This window comes from Humitalea sp. 24SJ18S-53, from assembly GCF_050632385.1.
Classification (GTDB): domain Bacteria; phylum Pseudomonadota; class Alphaproteobacteria; order Acetobacterales; family Acetobacteraceae; genus Humitalea.
In genome coordinates, this window is record NZ_CP192599.1 from 992311 (window position 1) to 1017703 (window position 25393).

A 25393-nucleotide genomic window follows, 5' to 3' on the forward strand; every position below is an offset into this window, starting at 1 on the left:
GGCGCCGGAACCACCGCATCAGAACGCCTGCCCCAGCCCGATATAGAGCCCGTAACTGCCGGACCCTTCCTGCGACACCAGCGGAAAGCCCACATCCGCCCGGATCGGGCCGATCGCCGTGGTGTAGCGCACGCCGGCCCCCGCCCCGATGCGCGGATTCCGTGCCTCGGGCGTCGATGTCTCGCCGACCGCGCCGGCATCGACGAAAACCGCCATGCCCCAGGGGCCGACCAGCCGTTGCCGCCATTCGACCGAGGCTTCGAGCAGGCTCGCCCCCCCGGTCGGCTGGCCGGTCGGCCCGGTCGGCCCGATCGACAGGTAGTCGTAGCCACGCACCGACCCTGCCCCACCGGCATAGAACCGCTGCTGCGGCGGCACCGATGTCGCCGTCGCCCCGGCCAGCGAACCGATCACGCCCCGCAGGGCCAGCACGCCGCGGCCCTCACCCACGATGTCCAGGTAGGTCGTCCCGGTGGCCTTCAGGATGGCATAGGATTGTGCACCCAATAGCTCATAGGCAGGGGTGGCGAGCACCGTGACCCGCGCGCCGCGCCTTGGGTCCAGCAGGTTGTCCGTCGCGTCCCAGCGGGCCGACAGCGGCAAGGACAGGATTTCGTAGTCGGTGAAGGGCTCGCCATCCGGCGCCGCCCGCCCGATTTCCGCGCCGACCGCGGCGCGCAGGGTCCAGCGTGTCCCGATCATGCGTTCCAGCCCGACCTGGGCGGTCACGGCATCGCGGTCGTAGACCGTCAGCCTTTCGCGCAGGGCCGCGATGTCGGTGGTCAGCGTGATCGGCTGGCCGAACACATAGGGGCTGCGAATCCCGGCCGAGACCCGGTAGTTCAGGTCATCCGGCGATGCCAGGCCCAGGCGCGACACTTCCGCCTCCAGCCGCAGCCGCTCGGCGCCACCGAACAGGTTGCGGTGTTCCCACCAGACGCGGCCGGACAGGCCGTAGTTCGTCTCATAGGCGCCCGACACGCCAAGGCTGCGCAGCGGCCGTTCCTGCACGGTGAAGGTGATGGGCAGGGTGCCATCGGCCGATACCGCGTTGCCCGTCTGGGCGCGGACCGATGCGAACACACCCAGGCCCGACAAGGCCTGTCGCGCCCGTTCGACGGCGGCGGGGGAATAGGTCTCCCCGGCCAGGCGCCCGGCGATACGGTTCAGGAAGGCCGCGCGGGTGCGTTGTTCGCCGGTCACGACCGGGGTGCCGAACCGCGCGACCGGGCCGGGCGACAGCCGCCAGGTCACGTCCAGCACCTGGCGGTCGTAGTCCAGGATGGCCTCCCGCGCCACGACGGTCGCCAGCGGGTGGCCGGTGTCGCGCAAGGTGGTGATCAGCCCGGTCTCGGCCGCCAGCACCGGGGCGATCAGCGCGGGTTCGCCGGTGGCGATGCCGACGCGGGCGGCGGCGATGGCCACAGCATCGGGGTCGGCGCCCGGCGCCGGGCGCACCGCGATGGCGCCGAACTTGTAGCGCGGCCCGGCGTGCGGCAGCAGCCGGACCGCGACGGGCGACCCGTCGCGCAAGGCGGCAGTCAGCACCGCGGGCAGGGCGGCACTGTCCGGCGCCAGGCCGGCGATCTCGGCCCCGATGCCGCCGCCCCAATAGCCCTCCGCCCGCAGCGCATCGGGCAGGCGGCGCAGATCCTCGGTGACCCGCGCGATCAGCCCGGGGCCATCCTCGGGCGGGGCGTCCTGCAAGGCCCTGAGTTGGGAGGTCGCGGCCAGCGCCGCATCCAGCGCGTCGTCGCCGGTCGGCGCGATGGTGACCGTATAGGTCAGCGAGGTCGCCGGCGCGGCCGCGGGGTCCGGCGGCGCGGGCTGGGACTCCGCCCCCAGGCCCGACAACAGCAGCCCGAGCACAAGGATCGCCAAACGCAGGCCTCGCCAAGCCGCGACATTTTGGGGTGGGGCGGTCGGCCGAGTTTCCACCCGCGTTCTCCTACCCCGAACCGGCGGCGGCCGGAAACCGTGCTGCGCCAAACCCGCCCCGGCCATGCACGTCCCGCCGCCCCCGCGCCGCGCCATGCGCAGGCTGCAATGCGGCACCCCGAGCCGGCGGGGCACATCGGCGCGCCATTGTGCTTGAACGGTCCCGAAACCTTCTTAGGTGGACTCTCGTTGTCCAGTGGCGGCTTGCCCCATGGACCCAGCGGCCGGATGGCTGGCCGCGTTGAAGGAGCTGACGTCCCATGCCCGATCAGGGCCTCGATATGCCTGCGTCGAAACTGCGCGGTGCCGCGCTCGCCACGGTGACCGACCTGGCGACCGGCCAATTCGCCGAGCGTATGCGGCTCGATGCCGCCAAGCGCGTGATCGTGATGGTCCGCCGGGTCGGCGTCCTGCACGACCTGGGGCAGATGCAGGCGCCGCCGCAGGGTTGGCTTTCCCAGATCGCCCACAACTGGGACCCGCAGGCCGTGACCGCACGCGAATACGTCGAACTCCTGCCGACCTCCGATGCTGACCGCATCCTGACCGAAGCGACGGCCTGGGCCCGTGGCGTCCAGCCGATCCCGGCGGCGGCGAACGAAGACCATCGCATCGCGCGGGCGGCTGGGGCCTGAATAATTGAGGGGGGCGCTTTGAAAGGGGCTTCGCCCCTCTCAAGCTCTCCCCACCAAGGGGCCGTGGCCCCCAAATGTTTCCTTGGGGAACCCACGCTACTTGGTAAAATAAAGCGAGGGGCTTCATAGGGCGTTCGATGGATCGAGGGCGCGTCCTGCCCCTCGCTTTATTTTACCAATACTCCGCCGGTCCAGGGGCGGCGGCCCCTGGTGGGGGAGGCGTGGAGGGGGCGAAGCCCCTTCCACTGCGCAACCTCTATCATGTCAGCCCCCCCGCCCCACCGCGATTTCGCGCCGCATGCGTTGGACCACGGCGGGCAGGCCTTCCATCACGGCCGCGCCGATCAGGAAGTGTCCGATGCTGACTTCCTCCATCTGCGGGATGGCCGCGATGGCGCCGACGGTGTCGTAGGTCAGGCCGTGGCCGGCGTGGCACAGCAGCCCCGCGGCTTCGGCCAGGGCCGCCGCCGTGCGCAGCCGGTCGAGTTCTGACCGGCGCAGATCGGCATCCCCGGTTTCGGCGTAGCGCCCGGTGTGGAATTCCACCGCCTGGGCGCCGATGGCGTGGGCGGCTTCGACCGCGCGGGCCTCGGGTTCGATGAACAGGGCGACTTCGATCCCCAAGCCGGCCAGGCGTGCGACGGCGTCGCGCAGGGGGGCGCCGCCGGCGGCGATGTCCAGCCCGCCCTCGGTGGTCAGCTCGGCGCGCTTTTCGGGGACGAGGCAGCAGGCCTGCGGGCGGTAGCCGGCGCAAAGGCGCACCATTTCCTCGGTCGCGGCCATTTCGAAGTTCAGCCTGGTGTCCACCTCGGCAAAAAGCCGCGCCACATCGGCGTCGCGGATGTGGCGGCGGTCTTCGCGCAGATGGAAGGTGATGCCATCGGCCCCGGCCGCCAGCACGGCATGGGCGGCGGCGATCGGGCAGGGGTGTGTGCCGCCGCGCGCGTTCCGCAGGGTCGCGACATGGTCGATGTTCACGGACAGGCGCATCAGGGTCTCCGGTGATGGGCGGCGATGGTGGCGGCCATGCGCAGGGCGGCGATCAGGCTGGCCGGATCGGCCCGGCCGGTGCCGGCCAGGTCCAGCGCGGTGCCGTGGTCGGGGCTGGTGCGGATGACCGGCAGGTTGAGTGTCACGTTCACGCCCCCCGCCATGTCCAGCGTCTTCACCGGGATCAGCGCCTGGTCGTGGTACATGCAGATCGCCGCATCGTAGCGGGTGCGGGCGGTCGGGGTGAACATCGTGTCGGGCGGCCAGGGTCCGGTCGCGGCGATGCCGCGCGCCTGCAACTGCGCGACGGCGGGGGCGACGATCTCGGCGTCTTCCGATCCCAAAGTGCCGGCCTCGCCGGCATGCGGGTTCAGCCCGGCGATGGCCAGGCGAGGTGCTACGATGCCGAAGTCGCGCGTCAGCGCGGCCGCGGTCACCAGCGCCACATCCAGGATCATCGCCGTGGTCAGCCGTGCGATGGCCGTGCGCAGGGGTTCGTGGATGGTGACGGGGATCGTGCGCAGCCCCTCGCAGGCCAGCATCATCACCGGCGGGCCGCCGGCGGTCAGTTCGGCCAGGTATTCGGTATGGCCGGGGTGGGGAAAGCCCGCGGCGGTCAGGCTTGCTTTCTGGATCGGGTTGGTGACGACGGCTGCGACCCGCCCGGCCATGGCCAGGCGCGTGGCCTCCGCGATCGCGCCCAGCACGGCGGGGGCATGGGCCGGGTTGGGGGCGCCGGGCACGGTGGGCAGGGGCAGCGGCCGGTGCAGGATCGGCAATGCGGTGGGAAAGGAGGCGGCGGCCTCCTCCGGACCTGCGACCACGGCCACGGGCGGCGCGTTCGGCAGGGCGCGGATGCGGTCGGCATCGTCCAGCAGCACGAAGACCGGGCCGGTGGCGTGCAGCGCCCGCCAGGCATCGGCGGCGATCTCTCCACCGATGCCGGCGGGTTCACCCATGGTCAGGGCCAGCGGAAGGGCAGTCATGCGAACTCGCGAAGTTGGAAGCGCGCAGGGTAGCCGCAACGGCGCCGGGCGAAAGCCGCACCTGGCGCATTGCCGCAGGCCGCCTGGCGGGCAGATGATGGCGCAAACACGTCCCGGAGGATGACCGCCATGCCGCTCGATGCCGCGTTCGACCTGCCGGAGGCCACCCGCGAACTCCAGTCCCTGGCCCAGGATTTTGCCCGCGATGTGCTGGCGCCCAAGGCGCTGGATTGGGACAGGGACAAGCACTTTCCCATCGCCGAACTGCGCCAGGCCGCCGCCCTCGGCATGGCGGGGCTGTATGTGCGTGAGGCCTCGGGCGGCGCCGGGCTGACCCGCCTGGACGCCGCGGTGGTGTTCGAGGCGTTGGCCACCGGCTGCCCGACGGTCTCGGCCTTCCTGTCCATCCACAACATGGTGGGCTGGATGGTGGACCGCTACGGCGATGACGCGCAGCGCGCGGAATGGCTGCCGGACCTGCTGACGATGCAGCGCATCGGCGCCTATTGCCTGACCGAACCCGGATCGGGCAGCGATGCCGCGGCCTTGCGGACGCGGGCGACGCGCAGCAACGAAGGCTGGCTGCTGAACGGATCCAAGCAGTTCATCTCGGGCGCCGGGGCGGCCGACCTGTACCTGACCATGGTCCGCACCGGCGGCGACGGGCCGGGCGGCATTTCGGCGATGCTGGTGCCTGGCGGGACCAAAGGCCTCAGTTTCGGCGCCAACGAGCGAAAAATGGGCTGGAACGCACAGCCGACGCGGATGGTGGTGTTCGAGGACGCCGCCGTGCCGGCGGGCGCCTTGCTGGGCGCGGAGGGGCAGGGGTTTCGCTTCGCCATGTCCGGCCTGGATGGCGGGCGCCTGAACATCGCGGCCTGTTCGCTGGGGGGGGCGCAGCGCGCGCTGGATATCGCGCTCGCCTATGTCCGCGAACGCCGCGCCTTCGGCAAAACCATCGCCGATTTCCAGGCGACGCAGTTCCGCCTGGCGGATATGGCGACGGAACTGGAAGCCGCGCGCAGCCTGCTCTGGCGCGCCTGCGGCAAGCTGGACGCGGGCGCGCCCGATGCACCCACCTTCTGCGCCATGGCCAAGCGCTTCGTCACCGACACCGGCCATCGCGTGGCGGATGAGGCGCTGCAACTGCTCGGCGGCTACGGCTATCTCGCCGACTACGGCGTGGAGAAACTGGTGCGCGACCTGCGGGTGCATCGCATCCTGGAAGGCACGAATGAAATCATGCGGGTGATCATCGCCCGGTACCTGGCGGCGCCACGATGATCCTGCATGGGTATTTCCGGTCCTCGGCCGCCTGGCGGGTGCGGATCGCGCTGGGGCTGAAGGGGCTGTCGGCGACACAGGCCGCGCATCACCTGCGGCGCGGCGAACAGCGCGCGCCGGGATACCTGGCACTGAACCCACAGGGCCTGGTGCCGGCGCTGGAAACCGAGGGTGGCGCGGTGCTGACCCAATCCCTCGCCATCATCGAATGGCTGGAGGAGACGCATCCGACCCCACCCCTGCTGCCCGGCGACGCGCTGCACCGCGCCCGCATCCGTGCCGTCGCCCTGGCCATCGCCTGCGACATCCACCCGGTGCAGAACCTCAAGATCATGGCGCGCCTGCGCGCGATGGGGCACGCGGAACCCGAGGTGCAGGCCTGGTCGCGGGAGGTGATCGCCGAGGGGCTGGCGGCGGTCGAAGCCCTGGTCGCGCCTGGCCCCTTCTGTTTCGGCGCGACGCCGACCTTGGCCGACCTCTGCCTGGTCCCGCAACTCGGCAATGCGCGTCGCTTCGGCGTGGATCTGACTGGCATGCCGAGGCTGCTGGCGGCCGAGGCAGCCTGCGCGATCCTGCCCGCCTTCGTGGCCGCCGCCCCGGAAAACCAGCCCGACGCGGAATAGCCGGCTTATTTATGCGAAAATTCCTTGCAATCTGCGGTTGTTGGCGCGAAAAATTGCACATGGCCTTTCGCTTTCGCAACATCGTGGCTCTCTGCGCCGTCTTGTCGAGCCAGCCGGCGCTGGCGCAGATGCAGTTCATCACGGTCCCGCCGGCCGATGGCGGCGTCGTCATGCCGCCGCGCAGCCAGCCGCGCATGATCGCGCCGCCCAGCGTGGCGCCCCGCGCACCCGCCCCCCGTGCCGTGGCCCCGGCGCCGGCCAACCCGGCGCCTCTGGTGGTGTCCAGCGCCTCGGTCATGCCGCTCGCGGCCCCGGCGGCCGCGGCCTTGCTGCCCGTGCTGGCGGCGGCCCTTCTGGGCGCCGGGCTGCCCGGCAGCAGCGGCGGCGGCAGCAGCGGTCCCGCGCAAACGCGCTGAATCGCGACCCCGGGGTATCCGCCCGCGGCACCCGGATGCATCCTCCGCGGCCCTGACCACGGAGCCCCATTCCATGCCCGACCGCGCCGGTGCCATCGCACGCGCCGAAACCTTCTTCGACCAGGGGTTTCGCGCCTTGCTGACCGATCTGGTCGCAGTCCCCTCGACCAGCCAGGACCCGGGGCATGAGGCCGATTGCCGCCGTTACCTTGAGGCGGCGCTGCTGCCCTGGCTCGGCCGCCTGGGCTTCACCTGCCAGATCCACCCCAACCCCGACCCCGACTTCCCGCCGATCCTGACCGGGGTGCGGATGGAAGACCCGGCCCTGCCGACCGTGCTGCTCTACGGCCACGGCGATACGGTGCGCGGGTTGGCGGACCAATGGTCGGAAGGCCTGGCCCCCTGGGTGCTGACCGAACGCGACGGCCGCTGGTATGGCCGCGGCACCGCCGACAACAAGGGCCAGCACGCGCTGAACCTGTCGGCGCTGGAGGCGGTGATCGCCGAACGCGGCGGCACCATCGGCTTCAACGTGAAACTGCTGATCGAGATGTGCGAGGAACGCGGCAGCAAGGGGCTGCGCGCCTTCGTCGCGGCCAACAAGGACCTGCTGAAGTCCGATGTGCTGATCGCCTCCGACGGGCCACGCGTGGCGCCTGAGGTCCCGACCATCGCCACCGGCACCCGCGGCACCTGGCATTGCACCCTGGCGGTGCGGCTTCGCCAGGGCGGGGTCCATTCCGGCCATTGGGGCGGGCTGACCACCGACCCGGCGGTCGTTCTGGCCCATGCCATCGCCAGCATCATGGACCGCCACGGCCGCATCATGGTCGATGGGCTGCTGCCGGCGGGCCGCGTGGTGCCGAACCGCGTCCGTGCCGTGCTGGCCGGCTGCCCGGTCGATGGTGGCGGAGAAGGGGCGACCATCGATGCCGACTGGGGCGAACCCGGCCTGTCGGCGGCGGAAAAAATCTACGGCTGGAACAGCTTCATCGTGTTGGCGATGCTCTCGGGCCGGCCGGAAAACCCGGTGAATGCCGTGGCACCCGATGCCGTCGCGCATTGCCAGATCCGCTACACGGTCGATACCGACACCGCCGGTTTCGAGGCCGCGATCCGCGCTCACCTGGACGCCGCCGGCTTCCCTGAAGTCGTGATCGAAAACCCCGGCCTGCGCATGCCCGCCAGCCGCACCGACACCGACCACCCTTGGGTGCGCTGGGCGCAGGCCAGCATGGCCCAGACCCTGGGCAAGCGCGTGCAGATCATCCCCAATTCCTCGGGCGGGCTACCGGGGGATGTGTTTGTCGACCACCTGGGCGTGCCGCTGATCTGGGTGCCGCACTCCTACAACGGCTGCAAGCAGCACGGCCCGGACGAGCATCTTTTGCCCGGCGTGGCGCGGGAAGGGATCGCGGCCTTCACCGGCATGTATTGGGACCTGGGCGAGGCGGGGGTGCCGAAGCGGGCGTAGCCGCGCCACTTTTGGGCAGTCGCGCCATGATTGGGTGACATTTTCTTACGCAAAACCGGCGCGACCGACACCAACGCGTTACCGGCGGGGATCATATTGCGTCCACGGGCAGCCCCGGTTGCCCGCATCGCGATCCCTTCACGGAGTATCGACATATGCGTAACACGATCTGGACCCTGATGGCGGCGACCTGGCTTGCCGGCACCGGTGCCGCCATGGCCCAGCCGGCGGCCCAAGCCCCCAGCGCGCCGCAAGCCGCCGTACCCGGCGCACCGGCTGCACCTGGTGCCGGCGGACCACAGCGCGGTGCCATGGCCTTTGAGGCCGGGCGCATGTTCGCCATGGCCGACCGCAACAACGACGGCCAGCTCAGCCGTGAGGAATTCCAGGCCGCCGTCGCCGCGCGCTTCGCCGAAATCGACGTGAACCGCGACGGCAGCGTGACGATCGAGGAATTCCGCGTCTATCGCCCCGCCAATATGCCGGGCCGCGACCGCCCGATGCCGGAGCGCATGCAGCAGCGTGGTGAGGCGATCTTCCGCGCCGTGGATGCCGATGGCGACGGCAAGGTAACCCTGGCCGAATTGCAGGTCATCGCGGGGGCCATGTTCCGCGCGATGGACCGCGACTCCAGCGGCCAGTTGGCGGTGGCCGAGGTGATGCCGCGCGGCGGGCGCGGCATGCATCACCACGGCCCCCGCGGCCCTGGTGGTCCGGGCGGCCCGGGTGGTCGTCCGCCGGCGCCCGACGCGCCGCGCCCTGGCTGAAGCCGGCAGCCGGAGGGCCTTCAGGGCCCTCCGGCGTCCTGCATTTTTACGATCGATCACCGACTATTGAGGCCGCGCCTCATCTAAAGCCAAGTGTAAGAATTGCTGAACGCCGGGCGCGGTGTAAGGTTTCTTTACCTTTGGCTCGTACCCCGAGGTCGAACGAAAAAGACCGGAGGTTTCATGCCAGCGCTCGTCTTCACGCCGCTGCCCACCGCCGCGCAATTCAAATCCGCCACCGACCTGACCATGGTGACCAGCGGACGCCGCGCCGGGGACACGGCCATCAATGTCATCGACGGGCTGCTGGATATTTTCCACCGCACCAGGAACGACGCCAACCGGGTGATCGTGCTGGGGCGGCTGTACTTCGCCACCGACACCTGGCTGAAGCTCTGCGATCGCGGTTCGGCCGAGATCAACACCCGCCGCCGTTCCTCCGTCTACGAATTCTACAAGAAGCTGGTGGCCCGGTTGACCGAGGAAACCCGCGTCCCCGTCAACCTGCTGCCGAATTGGCTGGAGGCGACCTTCGGCCGGGCGATGGGCGCGCATGGCGCGGATGTCGACCTGCGCGATCGCGCCGGCGAGTACATGGAGCCGAAAAAGGCCGCGATCTACAGGCTGGTCTTCGTGCGCGGCCTCGCCTTCCGGCAGAAATGGTGGGCCAACAGCACGGAACTGGTCCTGGCCGACAGCATCGAACGCGATGCGCGGCAGGCGGCCGTGATCGCCGCCGGGTTTTCCGGCTACGTCGTCAGCCAGGGCGGGGATTTCTACTCCGGCCCGCATTGGGCGGGCACCAACCTGCAGAAGAACGGTCGCTTCCATTCCTCCTACCTGGCGGGGGACGCGGTGCGTTGCGCCGGCGAGATCAAGATGGAGCAGGGTGTCGTCGTCCAGATCAACAACAACAGCGGGCATTTCCAGCCGGGCGCCAACAACCTGGCCCTGGCGGTCGAAACCCTCGCCCTGCTTGGCGTCGACATGAAGCGGCTGATCGTTTCAGGCTTCAACATATTCCCGCAGAGCGGCCGGCAGTTCCTCGACCGGCTCAACAGTTTCGGCGGCCAGGGCGTCTTCGGCTTCAACCGGCCGGCGCGACCGGGCGATACGCCGCTGGGGCGCCATGAGGTCGCGACCACGCTCGGCGGCAATGCGGCGGCGCGGACGAATGCGCCGGACTACCGCTTCCTCGCAAGCCATTGGCAGCCGCGCAGCAAGGGCATGCCGGCGCATGGGCATGCCGGAAAGGACCGCTGCCGCGAATGCCAGTCGCGCCAGCATCTCTGGCCAAACATGATCGCCGCCATCAATGCCGCGGGCGGGATCGACAAGCTGACCGCCCGGAGCTTCGACATGCTGCCGTCGGTCACCAACCCCGCCCTGGGGCGCGTGGGCGGGGTGAACGGCCGGCCGAATGTCCCGGCCCCGGTCGGGGCGATGATGCGATAGAGCAGTATGGCCCTGCGCTCAGCCGCCGACGACGTGCGCGCCAAAGGCTGAGATCTGAATGGTCCCCTTGTCGTGCAGGTTCTTCGAGAAGGCCTGGGTCAGCATCTCCGGATAGATGCCGGGAATGTACAATTGAAAGGCATCGTCCAGGCCGCCGAGCAGCGATGGGAGTTCGATGCGTTTCTGCACGGCCGGAAGCTGCACGTCGCGCGCATTTTCCCAACTCGCCCTGCCACGGTCCGCGACCTCGCTGGCCGCGCTCAATACGCCGGTCGGCCCGAAAAGGCCCCAGAACGCCAGGCACTCATCGTTCAACGTGATTTCTTGATAGTTCGACAGCATGTTCCAGTCGATCCGCACGGCGGCGACGAAACGCATGTAGTCCTTGAACCCGACCTTGTTGAGCTTGGCTTCCTCGATCCGCGCATGGATGCCCTTCCGGTCCTGCTGGAACGGGTAGACATTCGCCCACCACGGCGAGACGGTGGCTTTCTCGCCCTTCCAATTCGTTTCGCCGACCTTCGGGATCGAATAGGCCGTCAGCTTCCACAGTCGCATGCCACGCGGAATGATCACGACCTGGTACTTGCTGTCGGCGAAGAAGGGCCGGAAGTCCGCGTGCAGATCAGATTTCTTGAGGCCAGCATTGATCACGAGCGCGCGTCCTCGACCGTTTCTCCTATTTAATTGTAACTTTCGTGAATGAGCAATGCACGACCATCAATCCGATGGGAGGCGCGGCGCGTGACCGCGCATCCTGGCGCGCCTAGTAAAACCCCAGCAGCGCCGCCAGGACTTCCTCCGGCGCGTGTTCGGCCATGTAGTGGCCGCTGACGATGCCCTGCCCCTGCACGTCGGCGACGTAGTTGCGCCAGATATCCAGCGGCGCCGCGAACATCGCCTGCGTGTGGCTTTTCGCCCCCCAGAGCACCAGGGTCGGCACGGTCGAAAGCCGCCCCGTGTCGGCGCGGTCCATCTCCAGGTCCAGGGTCGCCGCCGCGCGGTAATCGGCGCAGGACGCGCGGATGGTTTTTGGCGTGAAGCAGCGCACGTATTCGGCCAAGGCTTCGGGGGCAAAGATCCCCATGCCCATGCCGGGCTTGCCGATCTTGCGTTCCATGTAGAAGGCAGCAGGCACGCCCTCGATCATCGCCTCCGGCAAGCCGCCTTCCTGCGGCATGAAGATCCAGTGCCAGGATTTCGCGGCCCAGGCGGCGTTCACGTTTTCCCACACATGCCGCGTCGGCAGGATGTCCAGGATCGCGGCCTTGATCAGCCGCTCCGGTTGATCAAGGCAGAGGCGATGCGTCGTGCGCCCGCCGCGGTCGTGGCCGCAGATGTTGAAGCGTTCATGGCCGAAGGCGGACATCACCTCCACCATATCCTGGCCCATGGCGCGGAAGGTGTAGTCCTCGGTCGGGTAAACCGCCCGGGTCGGGTCGCCCGGCCCGGTGCTGTCGCCATAGCCGCGCAGATCGGCGGCGATGACGTGGAACTTTTCCGCCAGGCGCGGCGCGATCAGGTGCCAGATCGCATGGGTCTGCGGATTGCCGTGCAGCAGCAGCAGCGGCGGGCCGCTGCCCGCATGACGACAGAAGATGCTGGCACCGCCGGAGGTGGCGATGGTCTTCGATTCAAAACCTTCGAACATGCTGGCTCCGGCCCTTTTCGCGCTCTTGTTGGATGCTCCCGGCCGTCGGTCAGGCCGCCTTGGCGCGGAACCCCGACAGCGCGCCGCCGCGCAGCACGGCCGACGGCAGCCGCCGGCCGATGATGGTTTCGGCCAGGCGCCCCGCCTCGATCAGCGCGTCCAGGTCGATGCCCGTCTCGATGCCCATTTCCTGGCAGAGCAGGGCCAGTTCCTCGCTGGCGATATTCCCCGGCGCGCCGGGCTGGCCGGCAAAGGGGCAACCGCCCAAGCCACCCACGGTCGCGTCGTAGCGCGCGACACCCATGCGCAGCCCGGCATGGGCATTGGCAATGCCGAGGCCCCGAGTGTCATGCAGATGCAAGGTCAGCCGCACATCCGGCCAACGCGCGCGCACCGCACCCACGGTGCGTTCGATGCGCGGCGGCGTGGCCCAGCCCATGGTATCGGCCAAGGTCACGTCGGTGATGTTGGCCCCCACTTCAGCCGCGACGGCCATGCCATCCGCCACGGTGGCGACGACCTGCTCGGCCGAGATATCGCCCTGGTAGTTGCAACCAAAACCGGCCTGCACGCCGATCCGCGTCACCGGTACGCCGGCCGCCAGATGCGCCGCGGTCACCTTGCGCATGGCGTCGATCTGGCCCTGTCGGTCGCGGTTCAGGTTCTTTTTCGAAAACGCCTCCGACGCCGCCAGCGAGATGGAGCCGAACAGATGCAGCCGGTCGTGGAATACCAGCGCCCGGTCCAGCCCGGCGGCGTTGAACCAGAGCGCCGTGTAATGCACCCCCGCGCGCGGCGTGAACCCGGCGACGGTGGCCTCCGCATCCGCCCAGCCGGGCACCAGCTTGGGGTTCACGAAGGAACAGACCTGGATATGCGTCAGCCCCGTGGCCGACAGCGCATCGATCAACTTGACCTTTTCGGCGGTGGCGATGGGGCCGGGCTCGATCTGGAATCCCTCGCGCGGGCCTTCCTCGGCGATTTCGACGCGGGTCGGCAGGTCGGTCATCGGTTGGTTCCTCCAGTCGAGAGGTTAGGCCGCGTCGCGTTCCGGATACAGGGTGCGCAGCCCATCGATCGACGCGGCACAGCGCCCGCGTTCGGTGATCAACCCCGTCACCAACCGCGCCGGCGTCACGTCGAAGGCCGGGTTGGCCGCACGGCTGCCGGGGGCCGCGGTGCGGATGGCGCCAGGCGTGCCATCGGGCAGCAGTCCGGTGGTATGGGTGACCTCGGCCTCGTCCCGGTCCTCGATGGGGATTTCGGCGACGCCGTCATCCACCGACCAATCCAGCGTCGAATGCGGGCAGGCGACCCAGAAGGGCACGCCATTGTCCTGCGCCGCCAGCGCCTTGAGGTAGGTGCCGATCTTGTTGGCGACATCGCCGCGCCGGGTCACGCGGTCGGTGCCGACCAGCACGATGTCCACTTGGCCATGCTGCATCATGTGCCCGCCGGCGTTGTCGGCGATCACCGTATGCGGCACGCCATGCGCGCCCAATTCCCAGGCCGTCAGCAAGGCGCCCTGGTTGCGCGGGCGGGTTTCATCCACCCAGACATGCACGGGAATCCCGGCGTCATGCGCCTGGTAGACCACCGACAAGGCGGTGCCGTAATCGACCGTCGCGATCCAGCCGGTGTTGCAATGGGTCAGGATATTGACCGGGCGCCCCGGGTTCTTGGCCGCGATGGCCTGGATCAGCGGCAGGCCATGCGCGCCGATGGCGCGGCAGGTTTCGACGTCATCCTCGGCGATGGCCACGGCTTCGTCCCAGGCGGCAGCGGCGCGTTGCGCCACCGGCAGCGGGCGTAGCCGCAGCAGCATCCGGTTCAGCGCCCAGCGCAGGTTGATCGCGGTCGGGCGCGTGTCGCCCAGCATCGCCGCGACCGACTCCAGCCCGGCGGGATCGGCGCGCAATTCCATCGCCAGCCCATAGGCCGCGACCGCGCCAATCAGCGGTGCGCCGCGCACTTGCATGGTCTTGATCGCATGCGCGGCACCCGCCGCATCCGTCAGCCGCAGCCAGTCGATCCGCCAGGGCAACCGTGTCTGGTCCAGGATCAGGATGCTGTCGCCGTCATGGCGTATCGAGCGATAGGCGATGCCCTCGATCTTCATCGGTCAAACACCCTTCAGATACGCTGGTGCATCGCGCAGACCAGCGTGAACAATCGTCGCGCGGTTTCGAAGTCCAGCACGATGCGCCCATCCAACCGCTCGCTCAGCAGCGTTGCACCTTCGTTGTGCAGCCCGCGCCGGCCCATGTCGATCGCCTGGATGCGTGCCTCGGCGGCCCCCTCGCGTACCGCCTGTTCATGGCTTTGCACGACCATCGCGTAGTCCTTGATCAACCGCCGAAACGGGCCGAGCGCCAGGACCAGCGCGTGCAGGGGAATGTCGTCCGGGGTGCGGATGTCGAAGACCAGGCGCCCGTCGCGCAGGCACAGGTGCAGCGCATAAGGGCCTGGCTCCAGCCCCGGTGGGTCGAAGCGATTGCCCGCCAGCAGGTCGGCCACCGCCTGGCTGCGATCCGCCTCGGCATAGGCGGATGGCAGCGGCGCGCTGTCCGGCAAGACCAGCCTGACCAGGACCTGCTGCGTCATGACCAGGTCAGCGATCGGGCCTGGCCGCGGCGGGGGCGAGGGACGGGTGCGCCGGCACCTCCGGCCCGTGCTCGGTGCCGGTCATGCCGAGCTTCATCATCCAGCCGACGACCGCGCCCTTCACCGGGCGCAGCAGGGCCATGCAGATGATGGTGAAGGCCGGCAGCCAGATCACCATATTCAGCCACATCGGCATCGGATGGTTCTTTTCGATCCACAGCACGATGGGCACCAGCACATGCCCGGCCAGCAGGATCGTGAAATACGGCGGCGCATCATCGGCCCGCAGCCGGCCGATCGGCGCGTGGCAATGCGAACACTCGGTGACCAGGGTCAGGTAGCCGTTGAACACGCGGCCTTCGCCGCAGACGGGACAGCGGTTCATCGCGCCGCGGCGTACAGCCGTCCAGAAAGAGGACGGGGGGGTGTAGCCAATGGCGGGCGGAGTCCGGTCGGGTTCCCAACGCATGTCTGCTTTCCTCAGGGGCAGGATCGCCCCGAACTTTTTTTCTTTGTGCAGCGCATCATCGGCCTTCGGACGCCTCTGTTCAAGGCATGACGCACAATGAATGGGCCAACACCTTGCGCTGCGCGGGTGGCCGACCGACGATCCACGCATGGATCGCAGAATTCTGGTCATCAATCCGAATAGCGACGCGGGCTGCACCGCCGGCATCGCCACGGCCGTCGCGCCCTTTGCCCGCCCAGGCGTGGTCTTCGATACGATCAGCCTGCCAGGTGGGCCGCCGGCCATCGTGTCGTGGGACGATTGGTTCGGCGTCGCACAACCCCTGGAACGCCTGGTGGCCGGGCAGGACGCGGATGCGATCATCATCGCCTGCGTCAGCGACCCCGGCATCGACCTGCTGCGATCGACCACGCCACGCCCGGTCTTCGGCCCCCTGCGTTGCGGGGTGGCCGCCGCCGCGGCACGGGCCGACCGCTTCGGGCTGATCGCCTTCGTCGATGCCAGCCGCGCCCGCCAGCGCCGCGTGCTGCAGGCGATGGGGATGGAGGCGCGCTGCGCCGGCATCGTGCCGCTGAACCTGTCCATGGCATCGCTGCTGGACCCCGACGCCCCGCGCATCGGCCTGCGCGACGCCGCCCGCGCCCTGGCGGGCATGGGCGCCGAGGCCATCGTCATGGGCTGCGCCGGCATGGCCGCCCATCGCGCCTTCCTGGAAGACGCCTGCGGTCTGCCGGTCATCGAACCCATCCAGGCCGCGGCGGCACAGGCCCTGGCGGCCGTCGTCCCATCCCAGAACTGAGAGACGCGACCCATGGCCGAACCCCTCGACAAGCCGCAGTTCGATGCCCTGATGGCACGGGCCGGGATCGACCTGACGGAGGCCGAGCGCGAGGCCATCCGCGCCGCATCCCATCACCTCGTGGCCGCCGCCGCCCGTGTTCGACCGCCGCGTGAGGTCTCGGTCGAAATGGCGACCACCTTCGCCCCGCGGGCAGCCGGCTGATGCACACCATCGCGCAAGCGGCGCAGCAGATCGCCGCCAAAAAGATCTCGCCAGTCGAACTGACCAAGACCTGTCTCGCCAAGGCCGAGGCCGAAAACCCCATCCTGCACGCCTTCATCCGCTTTACGCCGGAGATCGCGCTCGCTCAGGCCCAGGCGGCCGAGGCGCGGCAGATGGCCGGCACGCTGCGCGGGCCGCTCGACGGCATCCCGATCGCGCATAAGGACATCTACGAAACCGCCGGCGTGCCCACGACGGGCCATTCGCGCGTGCTGATCGACCATGTGCCCACCGCCGATGCCGCCGTGGTGCGGATGTGGAGCGACGCCGGCGCGGTCACGCTGGGCAAGCTCGCCACGCATGAATTCGCCTGGGGCGGGCCGTCCTTCGACCTGCCCTGGCCGCCCGCGCGCAACCCGTGGGACGTGTCGCGGTTCACCGGAGGGTCATCGTCAGGCACCGGCGCCGCCGTTGCCTCCGGCTCGATCCTCGGCGGCACGGGGTCGGACACCGGCGGGTCGATCCGCGGGCCGGCAGCGCTCTGCGGCATCGCCGGGATCAAGCCGACCTACGGGCTGTGTTCGCGCACCGGCGTGCTGCCGCTGTCGCAGAGCCTGGACACCACCGGCCCCCTGGCCTGGACGGTCGAAGACTGCGCGCTGCTGCTGGATGCGATGACCGGGCACGACCCGACCGACCCATCCTCCGCCAACCGCCCCAAGCCCGATCTGCTGTCCGGGCTGAACAACGGCGTCAAAGGCCTGCGGATCGGCGTCATTCGCCACTTCCACGAGGATGATTTCGCGGTCAGCCCCGCGACTGCCACAGGCATCGCCCATGTCGCCGAGACACTGCGCAGCCTGGGTGCCGAAATCCAGGAGGTCACTCTGCCGCCGCTGGCCGATTTCAACGCCGCCGGCTGGCTGATCCTGGCCGCCGATGCTTTTGCCGTGCACGAGCCCTGGATGCGCACCAAACTGCGCGACTACGGCGAAATCCTGCGCGACCGCCTGGCCCTTGCCGCCACAATCACCGCCGCCGACTACCTAAACGCGCAACGCCGCCGGCGGGAACTCTGCGATGCGGTGGCCGCCACCATGCGCGGCTGCGACCTGCTGCTGACCGCCGCCCAGCCCAGCGAAGCCAAGCCCATCGAACAAGTCGGCAAATGGGCCTCCTTCGAAGCACCGAACTTCACCATCCCCTTCAACCTGACCGGCCAACCCGCACTGACCGTCTGCTCCGGCTTGGGCGAAGGCGGCATGCCCGTCGGCGCACAACTCATCGGCCGCCCCTTCGAAGACGCGACCGTCCTGCGCGCGGGCCAAGCCTACGAGACCGCGAGCCCCTGGCGCGGACGTCGGCCGGTGGTGGGGTAGGGAGGGGTTGGGGAGGTTGCGCCGTGGAAGGGGCTCCGCCCCCTCCACACCACCCCCGCCAGGGGCCGCCGCCCCTGGACCGGCGGAGTCATTGGTAAACTGAAGAGAGGGGCATGGTCCGCCACGGCCGATGAAGCGCCCTCGACGCCCCTCTCTTCATTTTACCAAACGTCGTGGGTTCCAAGGGGCCACGGCCCCTTGGTGGGGAGAGTTTGAGAGGGGCAAAGCCCCTTTCAAAGCGCCACCCTCCCCAATCCCTTCCACTACCCCTTCGGCGTCCACGCCGCCGGGGCTTCGCTGCCGGCGCTGGCCAGGATGCGGCCGTAGGCTTCCGGGCGGCGGTGGTTGGCGAAGTTGAAGATCGTGGTGCGGCCCAGGGTGCACATGTCCAGGTCGCATTCGGCGACGATCAGTTCGTCGTCCCATGATGTGGCCTGGGCCATGATTTCGCCGGACGGGTTCACGATGATCGAATGGCCGAAGAGTTCATGGCCATCTTCGGTGCCTGCCTTGGCGACGCCGGCGGCGAAGCAGGCGTTCTGGTAGCAGCCGGCCTGGATCGACAGGTGGCTGTGGAAGACGCGCAGGTGATGCGCCTCGAAGCCGCGGTTTTCCATGTTCAGGCTTGGTGTGTTGTAGCCGAGCATGACGAGTTCGACCTGCTGCATGCCAAGCGAACGCCAGGCTTCCGGCCAACGGCGGTCGTTGCAGATCATCATGCCGATGTTGACCGGCCCGACATCGCCGATCGGCGCGCGCACCACGGGAAAGCCCAGGTTGCCCACTTCGAAGTAGCGCTTTTCCAGGTGCTGCACCGTGCGCTGCGGATCGTATTCGCTGTGACCGGGCAGGTGTATCTTGCGGTACTTCAGCACGACCTCGCCCGTCGGATGCACATAGACGGCGGTGTTGAAGCGCCGCCCATCCGGCGTCTTTTCCGCGTAGCCCAGGTGGAAGCCGATGTTGAATTTGCGCGCGGCCTCGAACAGCGAGGCGGTCGCGTTGGATGGCAGGCTGTGTTCGTACCAGTGGTCGGCGTTGGTCAGGTCTTCCTCGTACCAGCGCGGGAAGAAGGTGGTCAGCGCGAGTTCGGGAAACACCACCACTTCGGCGCCACGGCGGTGCGCGGTTTCCATCAGCCGCACCATGCGGCCGACCGCGACATCGCGCCCCTCGGCCTTCTGGATCGGGCCAAGCTGCGCGGCGGCGAGGACGAGTTTGCGGCTCATACGGGCGGCTCCATGCCGGTCTGTTCGACGATGCGGCGGTATTGGTCCGGGCGGCGATGGAAGCCGAAGTCGAAGATCTTGCCCGGGCCGCGCCCTTGCAGGCAGGCGTCAAAATCGCAGTCGGCCACGATGACCTCGTCGCCCAGCGTCTTGGCTTCCGCCACCACGATCCCGTTCGGGCTGACGATCACGCTGCCGCCGATCAGGCCGGCGCCATCCTCGACCCCCGCCTTGGCGACGCTGACGGCCCAGGTCGCGTTGAAATAGGCATTGGCCTGCACCGCCAGGGTGGAGTGGAAGGTCCGCCGCTCGGCGTCCTCGCCGTCGCCGCCATTAGGGTCGTAGGCGGCGGAGTTGTAGCCGATGGCCACCAGTTCCACGCCTTGCAGCCCCAGGCAGCGCCAGCCTTCCGGCCAGCGGCGGTCATTGCAGATCAGGCTGCCGAGCACCGGCCCGCCCCATTCCGCCGGCCCACGCGCGACCGGGAAGCCCATGTCGCCATATTCGAAATACCGCTTTTCCAACTGCTGGTAGCGATTTTCTGGCCTGGGTTCGACCGAACCGGGCAGATGTACCTTGCGATACTTCAGCATGATCTTGCCATCTGGCCCGACCAGCACGGCGGTGTTGAAGCGCCGGCCATCCTCGGTCAGTTCCGCATAGCCGATGGAAAACCCGACCCCCAGCGCCTTCGCCCGGTCGAACAGCGGCTGCACGGCCGGGTTCGGCATTCCGCGTTCGTAGTTTTCCAGCAACGCCGCGTCATTCTCATACAGCCAGCGCGGGAAGAAGGTGGTGAAGGCGAGTTCGGGGAAGACCACGAACCGCGCGCCCTGGCTGGCGGCGCTGTCCAGCAGCGCCTCCAGCCGCGCCAGGGTCGCGGGACGGCTATCGGCGCGCTGGGTCGGGCCCATCTGCGCGCCGGCGACGCGAAGGATACGGCTCATGAATGCGCCGCTCCGCCCGGGGCCGCGTCATCCAGCGCCGACAGCCGGTGCTGGCGCGGCACGAAGCTGCCGGTGCCGGGCTTGGCCAGGACCTGCTCGCCGTCCCAGATCTGCTGGCCGCGCAGCCAAGTGGCGGCGACGCGGGCGCGCATCGGCACGCCATGCCAGGGCGACCATCGGGCATCCTCGCGGTCGCGGATATTGGCCGCGTCGTAGACGAACTGGCCTTCCTCCAGCACGCAGAAATCGGCGTCCGATCCGATCGCGATGGCGCCCTTTTTCGGGAAGAGCCCATGGAAGCGGGCAGGGCGTTCGCTGCACAGCCGGGCCATCAGGCTCGGCGGCAGGCCACGATCGGCCAGCAAGGTGAACATCAGCGGTGCGAAGGACTGCATCCCCGTCAGCCCGGCGCCAACCGCAAAAATGTCGCCTTCGTAAATCTTCTTCTGGCGCGGCCAGGGCGCGTGGTCGGTCGAGACATAGGCGATCTTGCCCGCCGCCAGCGCCGCCCACATGCGTTCCACCTCCTCGGCGGTGCGGAACGGAGGGTTGCATTTCCCGAAGCCCTCAAGCCGGACCATGTCCTCCTCGGTCATGCAGAGGTATTGGATGCAGGCCTCGCCGCTCGCCAGGCCGCCCTGGTGGCGGAACATCTCGGCGATGTCGAAGCCGCGGGCGACGGACGAATGGGCGATGTGCACATGCGCGCCCACCTCCAACCCGATCTCGAAGATCTCCAGGTCGGCCATGGTCTCGGCCAGCGGCGGGCGGGTGCGGCAATGCATGATCGGGTCGGTGCGGCCGGCGGCACGCGCCTCGGCGGTCAGCCGAACGACGAGTTCCTCGTCCTCATTGTGCACCGCGACCATCAGCCCGGTCTTGGCGATCTCGCGGAAGGCCTCGACCATCGTCGGGTGGTCGATGCGCGGGAACCGCACCGCATCGTATTCATAGGTGGAGAGTTTGAACGACGACGCCCCGGCCGCCGCCAGTTCCGGAATGGCGCCGACGCCGCCGGTCTTCTTGATCGTCGCGTAGAGCGCCATGTCCACATGCGACAGGCGTTCGACCTGTTCCACCTTCTCACGGAAGATGCTGGCGTCGGTGGTCGCGCGCGGCACGTCGTAGGGCATGTCGCAGACGGTGGTCACGCCGCCGGCGGCGGCCGTCATGGTGGCGCCCTCGATCCCCGGCCAGCCCAGTGCGCTGCCAGTGTGCATGTGGCCATCGACCAGCCCGGGCAGGATCAGCTTCGTGCCATGGTCCACCGTCTTCAGCGCCGGCGGCGGCTCGCCCTGGCCGATGGCGGCGATGGTCTGGCCGCGAATGGCGACATAGCCACCCGGCAAAAGCGCGTCCGGCAGCACCAGCGTGCCTCGCAGAATCAGGTCGAAGGGGGGGGTCATGCGCGTATCCGGATGGTTTGGGGCGATGGGCGCAGATTACTTCGCGGCGATGGCTTCGCCAACCGCGGCCAGGTCAGAAGCCTCCGGCCCAAAAATCTCATCCGCGAGCGAAATGGCGAAGCGGACGACCTCGCTCTCCCGCTCCGCATTCCAGGCCAGGGCCACGCCGACGGCGTGGATCGGCCCGGCCAGCGGGCGAAAACCGACACCAGGCGGGCGCAGCCGCGCCATGCCGGCCGAAACCAGCGCGACGCCCAGGCCCGCCGCGACGAAGCCCAGCTGCGCCATGGCGGACCCCACTTCCCGCACCACGCGTGGCGCAAATCCGGCGTCGCGGCAGGCGGCGACCATCGCGTCGGAATAGGCCGGGCTGATCGCGCGCGGCAGCATCAGCATCGGCGCATCGGCCAGCAGCGCCAGCGGCAGCGGACCGTCGATCGCCAGCAGCGGATGGCCGAGCGGCAGCGCCACCGCCAGCACATCCTGCCCCAGGGGCCGCAGATGGATCGGGTGGCGGTCGCGATCCAGCCGCACCAGCGCCAGGTCCACCTCGCCGCGCCGCAGCGCCTCCACCGCATCGGCGGTGTCCAACTCGCGCACCGCCACCGCCGAATCTGGCCGCGTCGCCTGCAGCGCGCGCACCAGCGGCGGCAGATAATCGAACAGGGCCGAGGTCACGCATGCGAGCGAGACGGGGGTGTGGCGCCCGGCGCGCAGGTCGCGCGCCAGATCCTCCAGCGCGCCGGCGCTTTCGGCGATGCGGCGCGCGAGCGGCAACAGCGCCTCGCCCTCCCTCGTCGGATGCGCGCCCTTGCCCGTGCGCTCCAGCAGCCGCACGCCCAATTCGCGTTCCAGCGCCTGGATCTGCGCCGTCAGCGGCGGCTGCGAAATACCCAGGCGCGCGGCGGCGCGACCAAAATGCCCTTCCTCCGCCACGGCCAAAAAATGCCCAAGGCGTCGGACCAGACGGAAATCCATGCGCGTTCCTGCCCTGCGATACAGAAATCCTATCGCGGTGACGTGCCATTCGGAATGGACGATCGTGCAACACGGGCGCAGAAAACCCGCCATCCACCGGAGGCAACGCGATGAAGCTGCATGATGTGAAAGTTCACCCGTCCAAGGCCCTGCTGAAGCGCGAGGATCAACTCGCCTGGAAGATCGCCGGCGTCGCCACCGACCGCGTGCCGGTTGAGAAGGACGTCGCCGCGATGATCATCAACCGGATCATCGACAACGCCTCGGTCGCCATCGCCGCGATCAACCGCCGCCCCGTCGTCTCGGCGCGGGCGATGAGCCTGGGTCATCCACGCAAGGGTGGCGCCACGATCTTCGGCATGCCCGCCGGAAAGACCTTCAGCCCCGAATGGGCCGCCTGGGCGAATGGCACCGCCGTGCGCGAACTCGACATGCACGACACCTTCCTGGCTGCGGATTATTCGCATCCCGGCGACAACATCCCGCCGATCCTCGCGGTCGCGCAGACCATGGGCAAATCCGGCAAGGATCTGATCCGCGGCCTGGCGACGGGCTACGAGATCCAGATCGACCTGGTGCGCGCCATCTGCCTGCACGAACATCGCGTAGACCATATCGCGCACCTCGGGCCCTCTGCCGCGGCCGGCATCGGCACGCTGCTGGGGCTGAAGCAGGAGGTGATCTTCCAGGCCGTGCAGCAGGCGCTGCACACCACCATCTCCTTCCGCCAGAGCCGCAAGGGTGAGATCAGCAGCTGGAAGGCGTTTGCCCCGGCGCATGCCGGCAAGCTCGCCATCGAAGCCGCCGACCGCGCGATGCGCGGCGAAGGCGCGCCTTCACCTATATATGAGGGCGAGGACAGCGTGATCGCCTGGGTGCTCTCGGGCCGCACGCAGGCCGACAGCAAGGGTCGCAACACCGTCTACGATCCGACCTACTACAGCGTGCCCCTGCCGGAAGCCGGCGAGGCCAAGCGCGCCATCCTGTCCAGCTTCACCAAGGAACACTCGGCGGAATACCAGTCCCAGGCGCTGATCGACCTGGCCTTCCGCATGCGGGAGAGCATTCCCGACACGGATGCGATCGAGAAGATCGTCATCCACACCAGCCATCACACCCATTACGTGATCGGCACCGGCGCCAACGATCCGCAGAAGATGGACCCCAAGGCCAGCCGCGAGACCCTGGACCACTCCATCATGTACATTTTTGCCGTCGCCCTGCAGGACGGCCGTTGGCACCACGTCGACAGCTATGCGCCGAAGCGTGCCGGTCGCGCCGACACCGTGCGGCTCTGGCACAAGATCGAGACGACGGAGGATCCGGAATGGACCCGCCGCTATCACTCGCGTGACCCCCAGGAACTCTCCTTCGGCGGCCGCGTGGAGATCACCCTGAAGGATGGGCAGGTGCTGGTCGATGAACTCGGCGTCGCCAACGCGCATCCGAATGGCGCGCGGCCGTTTGGGCGGGAGGACTACATCGGCAAGTTCCGACTGCTGACCGATGGGATCATCGCGGCCAAGGAAGCCGACCGCTTCCTGGAAGCGGTGCAGAACCTGGCGAAACTCCCGGCGGGTGAACTGGGCGCATTGAACGTGGCGCTGCCGAAGGGCGGGCTGCTCGACGGCAAGCCCGGCATCTTTTGAGAGGACCGCGCCATGACCGATGAAACCCCCGAAATCCGCAAGGGCCTGGTCGGCGTCTATGCCGACGTCTCCGCCGTCTCCAAGGTCATGCCGGAGACCAACAGCCTGACCTACGGCGGCTATGCCGTGCAGGATCTGTGCGAGGAAGCCGACTTCGAACAGGTCGCCTACCTGCTCTGGCACGGCGAATTGCCGACCGCGGCGCAGCTCGCCGCCTTCCAGGCGGAGGAGCGTGCCAATCGCGCGCTCTCTCCGGCACTGCTGCGGGTGATCCGGGAATTCCCGGCCAATGCGCATCCGATGGACGCGGTGCGGACCGCCGTGTCCTTCATGGGCATGGAGGATCCGGAGGCCGCGGATGTCTCCGACGCCGCGCAACGGCGCAAGGCGATGCGGCTGCTGGCCAAGTTGCCGACCGCCGTCGCCGCCGCGAACCGGCTGTCGAAGGGGCTTGAGCCGATCGCGCCGGACCCCTCGCTGCCCTTCAGCGAGAACTTCTTCCACGTGGTCTTCGGCAAGGTCCCGGCGCCGGAGGTGATCAAGTCCTTCGACGTGTCGATGATCCTCTACGCCGAGCATACCTTCAACGCCTCGACCTTCGTGGCGCGGACGGTGACGAGCACGGGCGCGGACATCCATGGCGCGATCGCGGCTGGCATCGCGGCCCTGAAGGGCCCGCTGCACGGCGGCGCGAACGAGGCCGTGATGCACATGCTGAAGGAAATCCCCGGCCCGAACGCCGCGGATGAATGGCTGCGCAGCCGCTTCGACCACAAGGCGCTGGTGATGGGCTTCGGCCACCGCGTCTACAAGACCGGCGACAGCCGCGTCCCGACGATGACCAAATACGCCGAGAAGATGGCAGAGGTCGTCGGCGACCGGCGCTGGATGGAGACGTCGCGGGTGCTCGCCCGGGTGATGCTCGAAGCCAAGAACATCCACCCGAACCTCGATTTCCCGGCAGGCCCCGCCTACTACCTGATGGGTTTCGACATCCCGCTGTTCACGCCGATCTTCGTGTGTTCGCGCATCACCGGCTGGGCCGCGCATGTCTTCGAACAGGGTGCGGACAACCGTCTGATCCGGCCGCTGTCGCACTATGTCGGCCCAGCGCAACGCAGCATCGTGCCGATCAACGCGCGGGGCTGACGCGCGGTTGCCGATGCGCCGCGCGGCAATCAACGCGCGGTCATCAGGCTTTCCATCAAGACCTGGCCGTTAAGTCGATGATGCAGACGCGACGCGCGCGCAAAAATGCGCGCGTCGTGATGTGGAATTCGTTGACAACACCATCGTGCGTGCAGATAGCGTGCTGATGCGCGCACCGAAGCTAACTGCGATTCGGAAATGACGCGTCGGTGAAGAAGCTTCGATCGCACTCGGTGTCCCGGAAAAAACGGCGACGGGCCGGGCAAGGCGAAAAAAGCGGATGCCCCGGCGTGGTGTCAAAACCGCAGAAGATCATGGCGCCGCAGCAGGGAAGGACGGTCGATGGACCGAATGCCGGGGA

General features: G+C 68.7%; 25 protein-coding genes. 12 read left to right on the forward strand and 13 right to left on the reverse strand.

All coding sequences use genetic code 11. From position 1 onward, the window contains the following. Nucleotides 1-18: 18 nt before the first annotated feature. Nucleotides 19-1881 carry an autotransporter assembly complex protein TamA gene (locus ACQW02_RS04835; RefSeq protein WP_431284138.1) on the reverse strand — a complete coding sequence of 621 codons (1863 nt, stop codon included), beginning with the start codon at nt 1879-1881 and terminating at the stop codon, nt 19-21. Nucleotides 1882-2198: 317 nt separating this feature from the next. Between ACQW02_RS04835 and ACQW02_RS04840 the strand changes: the two genes are divergently transcribed. Continuing rightward, nucleotides 2199-2573: a hypothetical protein gene (locus ACQW02_RS04840; RefSeq protein ID WP_431284139.1), complete on the forward strand. Its 375-nt coding sequence runs from the start codon at nt 2199-2201 to the stop codon at nt 2571-2573. Nucleotides 2574-2837: 264 nt separating this feature from the next. Here ACQW02_RS04840 and ACQW02_RS04845 read toward each other — a convergent pair whose 3' ends face one another. Both ACQW02_RS04845 and pdxA read right to left on the reverse strand, forming a co-directional pair. Next, nucleotides 2838-3563 carry a pyridoxine 5'-phosphate synthase gene (locus tag ACQW02_RS04845; RefSeq protein WP_431284140.1) on the reverse strand — a complete coding sequence of 242 codons (726 nt, stop codon included), beginning with the start codon at nt 3561-3563 and terminating at the stop codon, nt 2838-2840. Next, nucleotides 3563-4549 (reverse strand): 4-hydroxythreonine-4-phosphate dehydrogenase PdxA, encoded by a 987-nt coding sequence (gene pdxA, locus ACQW02_RS04850; RefSeq protein ID WP_431284141.1) that lies wholly within the window; start codon nt 4547-4549, stop codon nt 3563-3565. Before pdxA ends, ACQW02_RS04845 begins: the two co-directional genes overlap by 1 nt. 129 nt (nt 4550-4678) lie before the next feature. On the opposite strand from pdxA, the gene ACQW02_RS04855 reads away from it, so the two are divergent. The 6 genes from ACQW02_RS04855 (at nt 4679) to ACQW02_RS04880 (ending at nt 10568) form a co-directional block, all read left to right on the forward strand. Further along, nucleotides 4679-5833 (forward strand): acyl-CoA dehydrogenase family protein, encoded by a 1155-nt coding sequence (locus ACQW02_RS04855; protein ID WP_431284142.1) that lies wholly within the window; start codon nt 4679-4681, stop codon nt 5831-5833. Then, a complete protein-coding gene (gene maiA, locus ACQW02_RS04860) occupies nt 5830-6456 on the forward strand; it encodes a maleylacetoacetate isomerase (RefSeq protein ID WP_431284143.1) in 627 nt (208 codons plus the stop codon). The genes ACQW02_RS04855 and maiA overlap by 4 nt, the downstream gene beginning before the upstream one ends. A 59-nt stretch (nt 6457-6515) precedes the next feature. After that, nucleotides 6516-6872: a hypothetical protein gene (locus tag ACQW02_RS04865; protein WP_431284144.1), complete on the forward strand. Its 357-nt coding sequence runs from the start codon at nt 6516-6518 to the stop codon at nt 6870-6872. 73 nt (nt 6873-6945) lie between these two features. Further along, nucleotides 6946-8346 (forward strand): M20/M25/M40 family metallo-hydrolase, encoded by a 1401-nt coding sequence (locus ACQW02_RS04870; RefSeq protein WP_431284145.1) that lies wholly within the window; start codon nt 6946-6948, stop codon nt 8344-8346. Between the two features lie 155 nt (nt 8347-8501). Next, entirely contained in the window at nt 8502-9113 is a 612-nt protein-coding gene (locus tag ACQW02_RS04875) for an EF-hand domain-containing protein (protein WP_431284146.1), read from the forward strand. A 183-nt stretch (nt 9114-9296) separates the two neighbouring features. Beyond that, nucleotides 9297-10568, forward strand: coding sequence for a hypothetical protein (locus ACQW02_RS04880; protein ID WP_431284147.1), 1272 nt, complete (start codon nt 9297-9299; stop codon nt 10566-10568). 18 nt (nt 10569-10586) lie between these two features. Here ACQW02_RS04880 and ACQW02_RS04885 read toward each other — a convergent pair whose 3' ends face one another. The 6 genes from ACQW02_RS04885 to ACQW02_RS04910 all read right to left on the reverse strand — a co-directional run bounded on the left by ACQW02_RS04885 (nt 10587) and on the right by ACQW02_RS04910 (nt 15292). After that, entirely contained in the window at nt 10587-11222 is a 636-nt protein-coding gene (locus ACQW02_RS04885) for a hypothetical protein (RefSeq protein ID WP_431284148.1), read from the reverse strand. A 112-nt stretch (nt 11223-11334) separates the two neighbouring features. Then, nucleotides 11335-12219 carry an alpha/beta fold hydrolase gene (locus ACQW02_RS04890; protein ID WP_431284149.1) on the reverse strand — a complete coding sequence of 295 codons (885 nt, stop codon included), beginning with the start codon at nt 12217-12219 and terminating at the stop codon, nt 11335-11337. A 49-nt stretch (nt 12220-12268) separates the two neighbouring features. Next, on the reverse strand, nt 12269-13228 hold the full coding sequence (locus tag ACQW02_RS04895) for a hydroxymethylglutaryl-CoA lyase (protein ID WP_431284150.1): 960 nt from the start codon (nt 13226-13228) through the stop codon (nt 12269-12271). A 24-nt stretch (nt 13229-13252) separates the two neighbouring features. Continuing rightward, entirely contained in the window at nt 13253-14338 is a 1086-nt protein-coding gene (mtnA, locus tag ACQW02_RS04900) for an S-methyl-5-thioribose-1-phosphate isomerase (protein ID WP_431284151.1), read from the reverse strand. 14 nt (nt 14339-14352) lie between these two features. Next, a complete protein-coding gene (locus ACQW02_RS04905; RefSeq protein ID WP_431284152.1) occupies nt 14353-14823 on the reverse strand; it encodes a UPF0262 family protein in 471 nt (156 codons plus the stop codon). Nucleotides 14824-14830: 7 nt separating this feature from the next. Beyond that, complete coding sequence (locus ACQW02_RS04910) at nt 14831-15292, reverse strand: DUF983 domain-containing protein (protein ID WP_431284153.1); 462 nt, start codon at nt 15290-15292, stop codon at nt 14831-14833. A gap of 148 nt (nt 15293-15440) precedes the next feature. On the opposite strand from ACQW02_RS04910, the gene ACQW02_RS04915 reads away from it, so the two are divergent. Genes ACQW02_RS04915 through ACQW02_RS04925 form a run of 3 tightly spaced genes read left to right on the forward strand, consistent with a single transcriptional unit; the run spans nt 15441 to nt 17674 of the window. Then, on the forward strand, nt 15441-16091 hold the full coding sequence (locus ACQW02_RS04915; RefSeq protein ID WP_431284154.1) for an aspartate/glutamate racemase family protein: 651 nt from the start codon (nt 15441-15443) through the stop codon (nt 16089-16091). A 12-nt stretch (nt 16092-16103) separates the two neighbouring features. Further along, nucleotides 16104-16295, forward strand: a complete 192-nt coding sequence (locus ACQW02_RS04920) for a hypothetical protein (protein ID WP_431284155.1) — start codon at nt 16104-16106, stop codon at nt 16293-16295. Next, a complete protein-coding gene (locus ACQW02_RS04925) occupies nt 16295-17674 on the forward strand; it encodes an amidase (RefSeq protein WP_431284156.1) in 1380 nt (459 codons plus the stop codon). The genes ACQW02_RS04920 and ACQW02_RS04925 overlap by 1 nt, the downstream gene beginning before the upstream one ends. A gap of 263 nt (nt 17675-17937) precedes the next feature. Here the strand turns inward: ACQW02_RS04925 and ACQW02_RS04930 are convergent, their stop codons facing one another. Genes ACQW02_RS04930 through ACQW02_RS04945 form a run of 4 tightly spaced genes read right to left on the reverse strand, consistent with a single transcriptional unit; the run spans nt 17938 to nt 22234 of the window. Beyond that, nucleotides 17938-18903, reverse strand: coding sequence for an N-carbamoyl-D-amino-acid hydrolase (locus tag ACQW02_RS04930; protein WP_431284157.1), 966 nt, complete (start codon nt 18901-18903; stop codon nt 17938-17940). Next, on the reverse strand, nt 18900-19850 hold the full coding sequence (locus tag ACQW02_RS04935; protein WP_431284158.1) for an N-carbamoyl-D-amino-acid hydrolase: 951 nt from the start codon (nt 19848-19850) through the stop codon (nt 18900-18902). The genes ACQW02_RS04930 and ACQW02_RS04935 overlap by 4 nt, the downstream gene beginning before the upstream one ends. Further along, the gene (locus ACQW02_RS04940) at nt 19847-21256 is read right to left on the reverse strand and encodes a dihydroorotase (RefSeq protein WP_431284159.1); all 1410 of its coding nucleotides are present in this window, start codon (nt 21254-21256) and stop codon (nt 19847-19849) included. The genes ACQW02_RS04935 and ACQW02_RS04940 overlap by 4 nt, the downstream gene beginning before the upstream one ends. Nucleotides 21257-21292: 36 nt before the next feature. Further along, a complete protein-coding gene (locus ACQW02_RS04945; RefSeq protein ID WP_431284160.1) occupies nt 21293-22234 on the reverse strand; it encodes a LysR family transcriptional regulator in 942 nt (313 codons plus the stop codon). A 110-nt stretch (nt 22235-22344) separates the two neighbouring features. On the opposite strand from ACQW02_RS04945, the gene ACQW02_RS04950 reads away from it, so the two are divergent. After that, complete coding sequence (locus ACQW02_RS04950; RefSeq protein ID WP_431284161.1) at nt 22345-23883, forward strand: MmgE/PrpD family protein; 1539 nt, start codon at nt 22345-22347, stop codon at nt 23881-23883. A gap of 12 nt (nt 23884-23895) precedes the next feature. Continuing rightward, nucleotides 23896-25032 carry a bifunctional 2-methylcitrate synthase/citrate synthase gene (locus tag ACQW02_RS04955; protein ID WP_431284162.1) on the forward strand — a complete coding sequence of 379 codons (1137 nt, stop codon included), beginning with the start codon at nt 23896-23898 and terminating at the stop codon, nt 25030-25032. Nucleotides 25033-25393 lie beyond the last annotated feature (361 nt).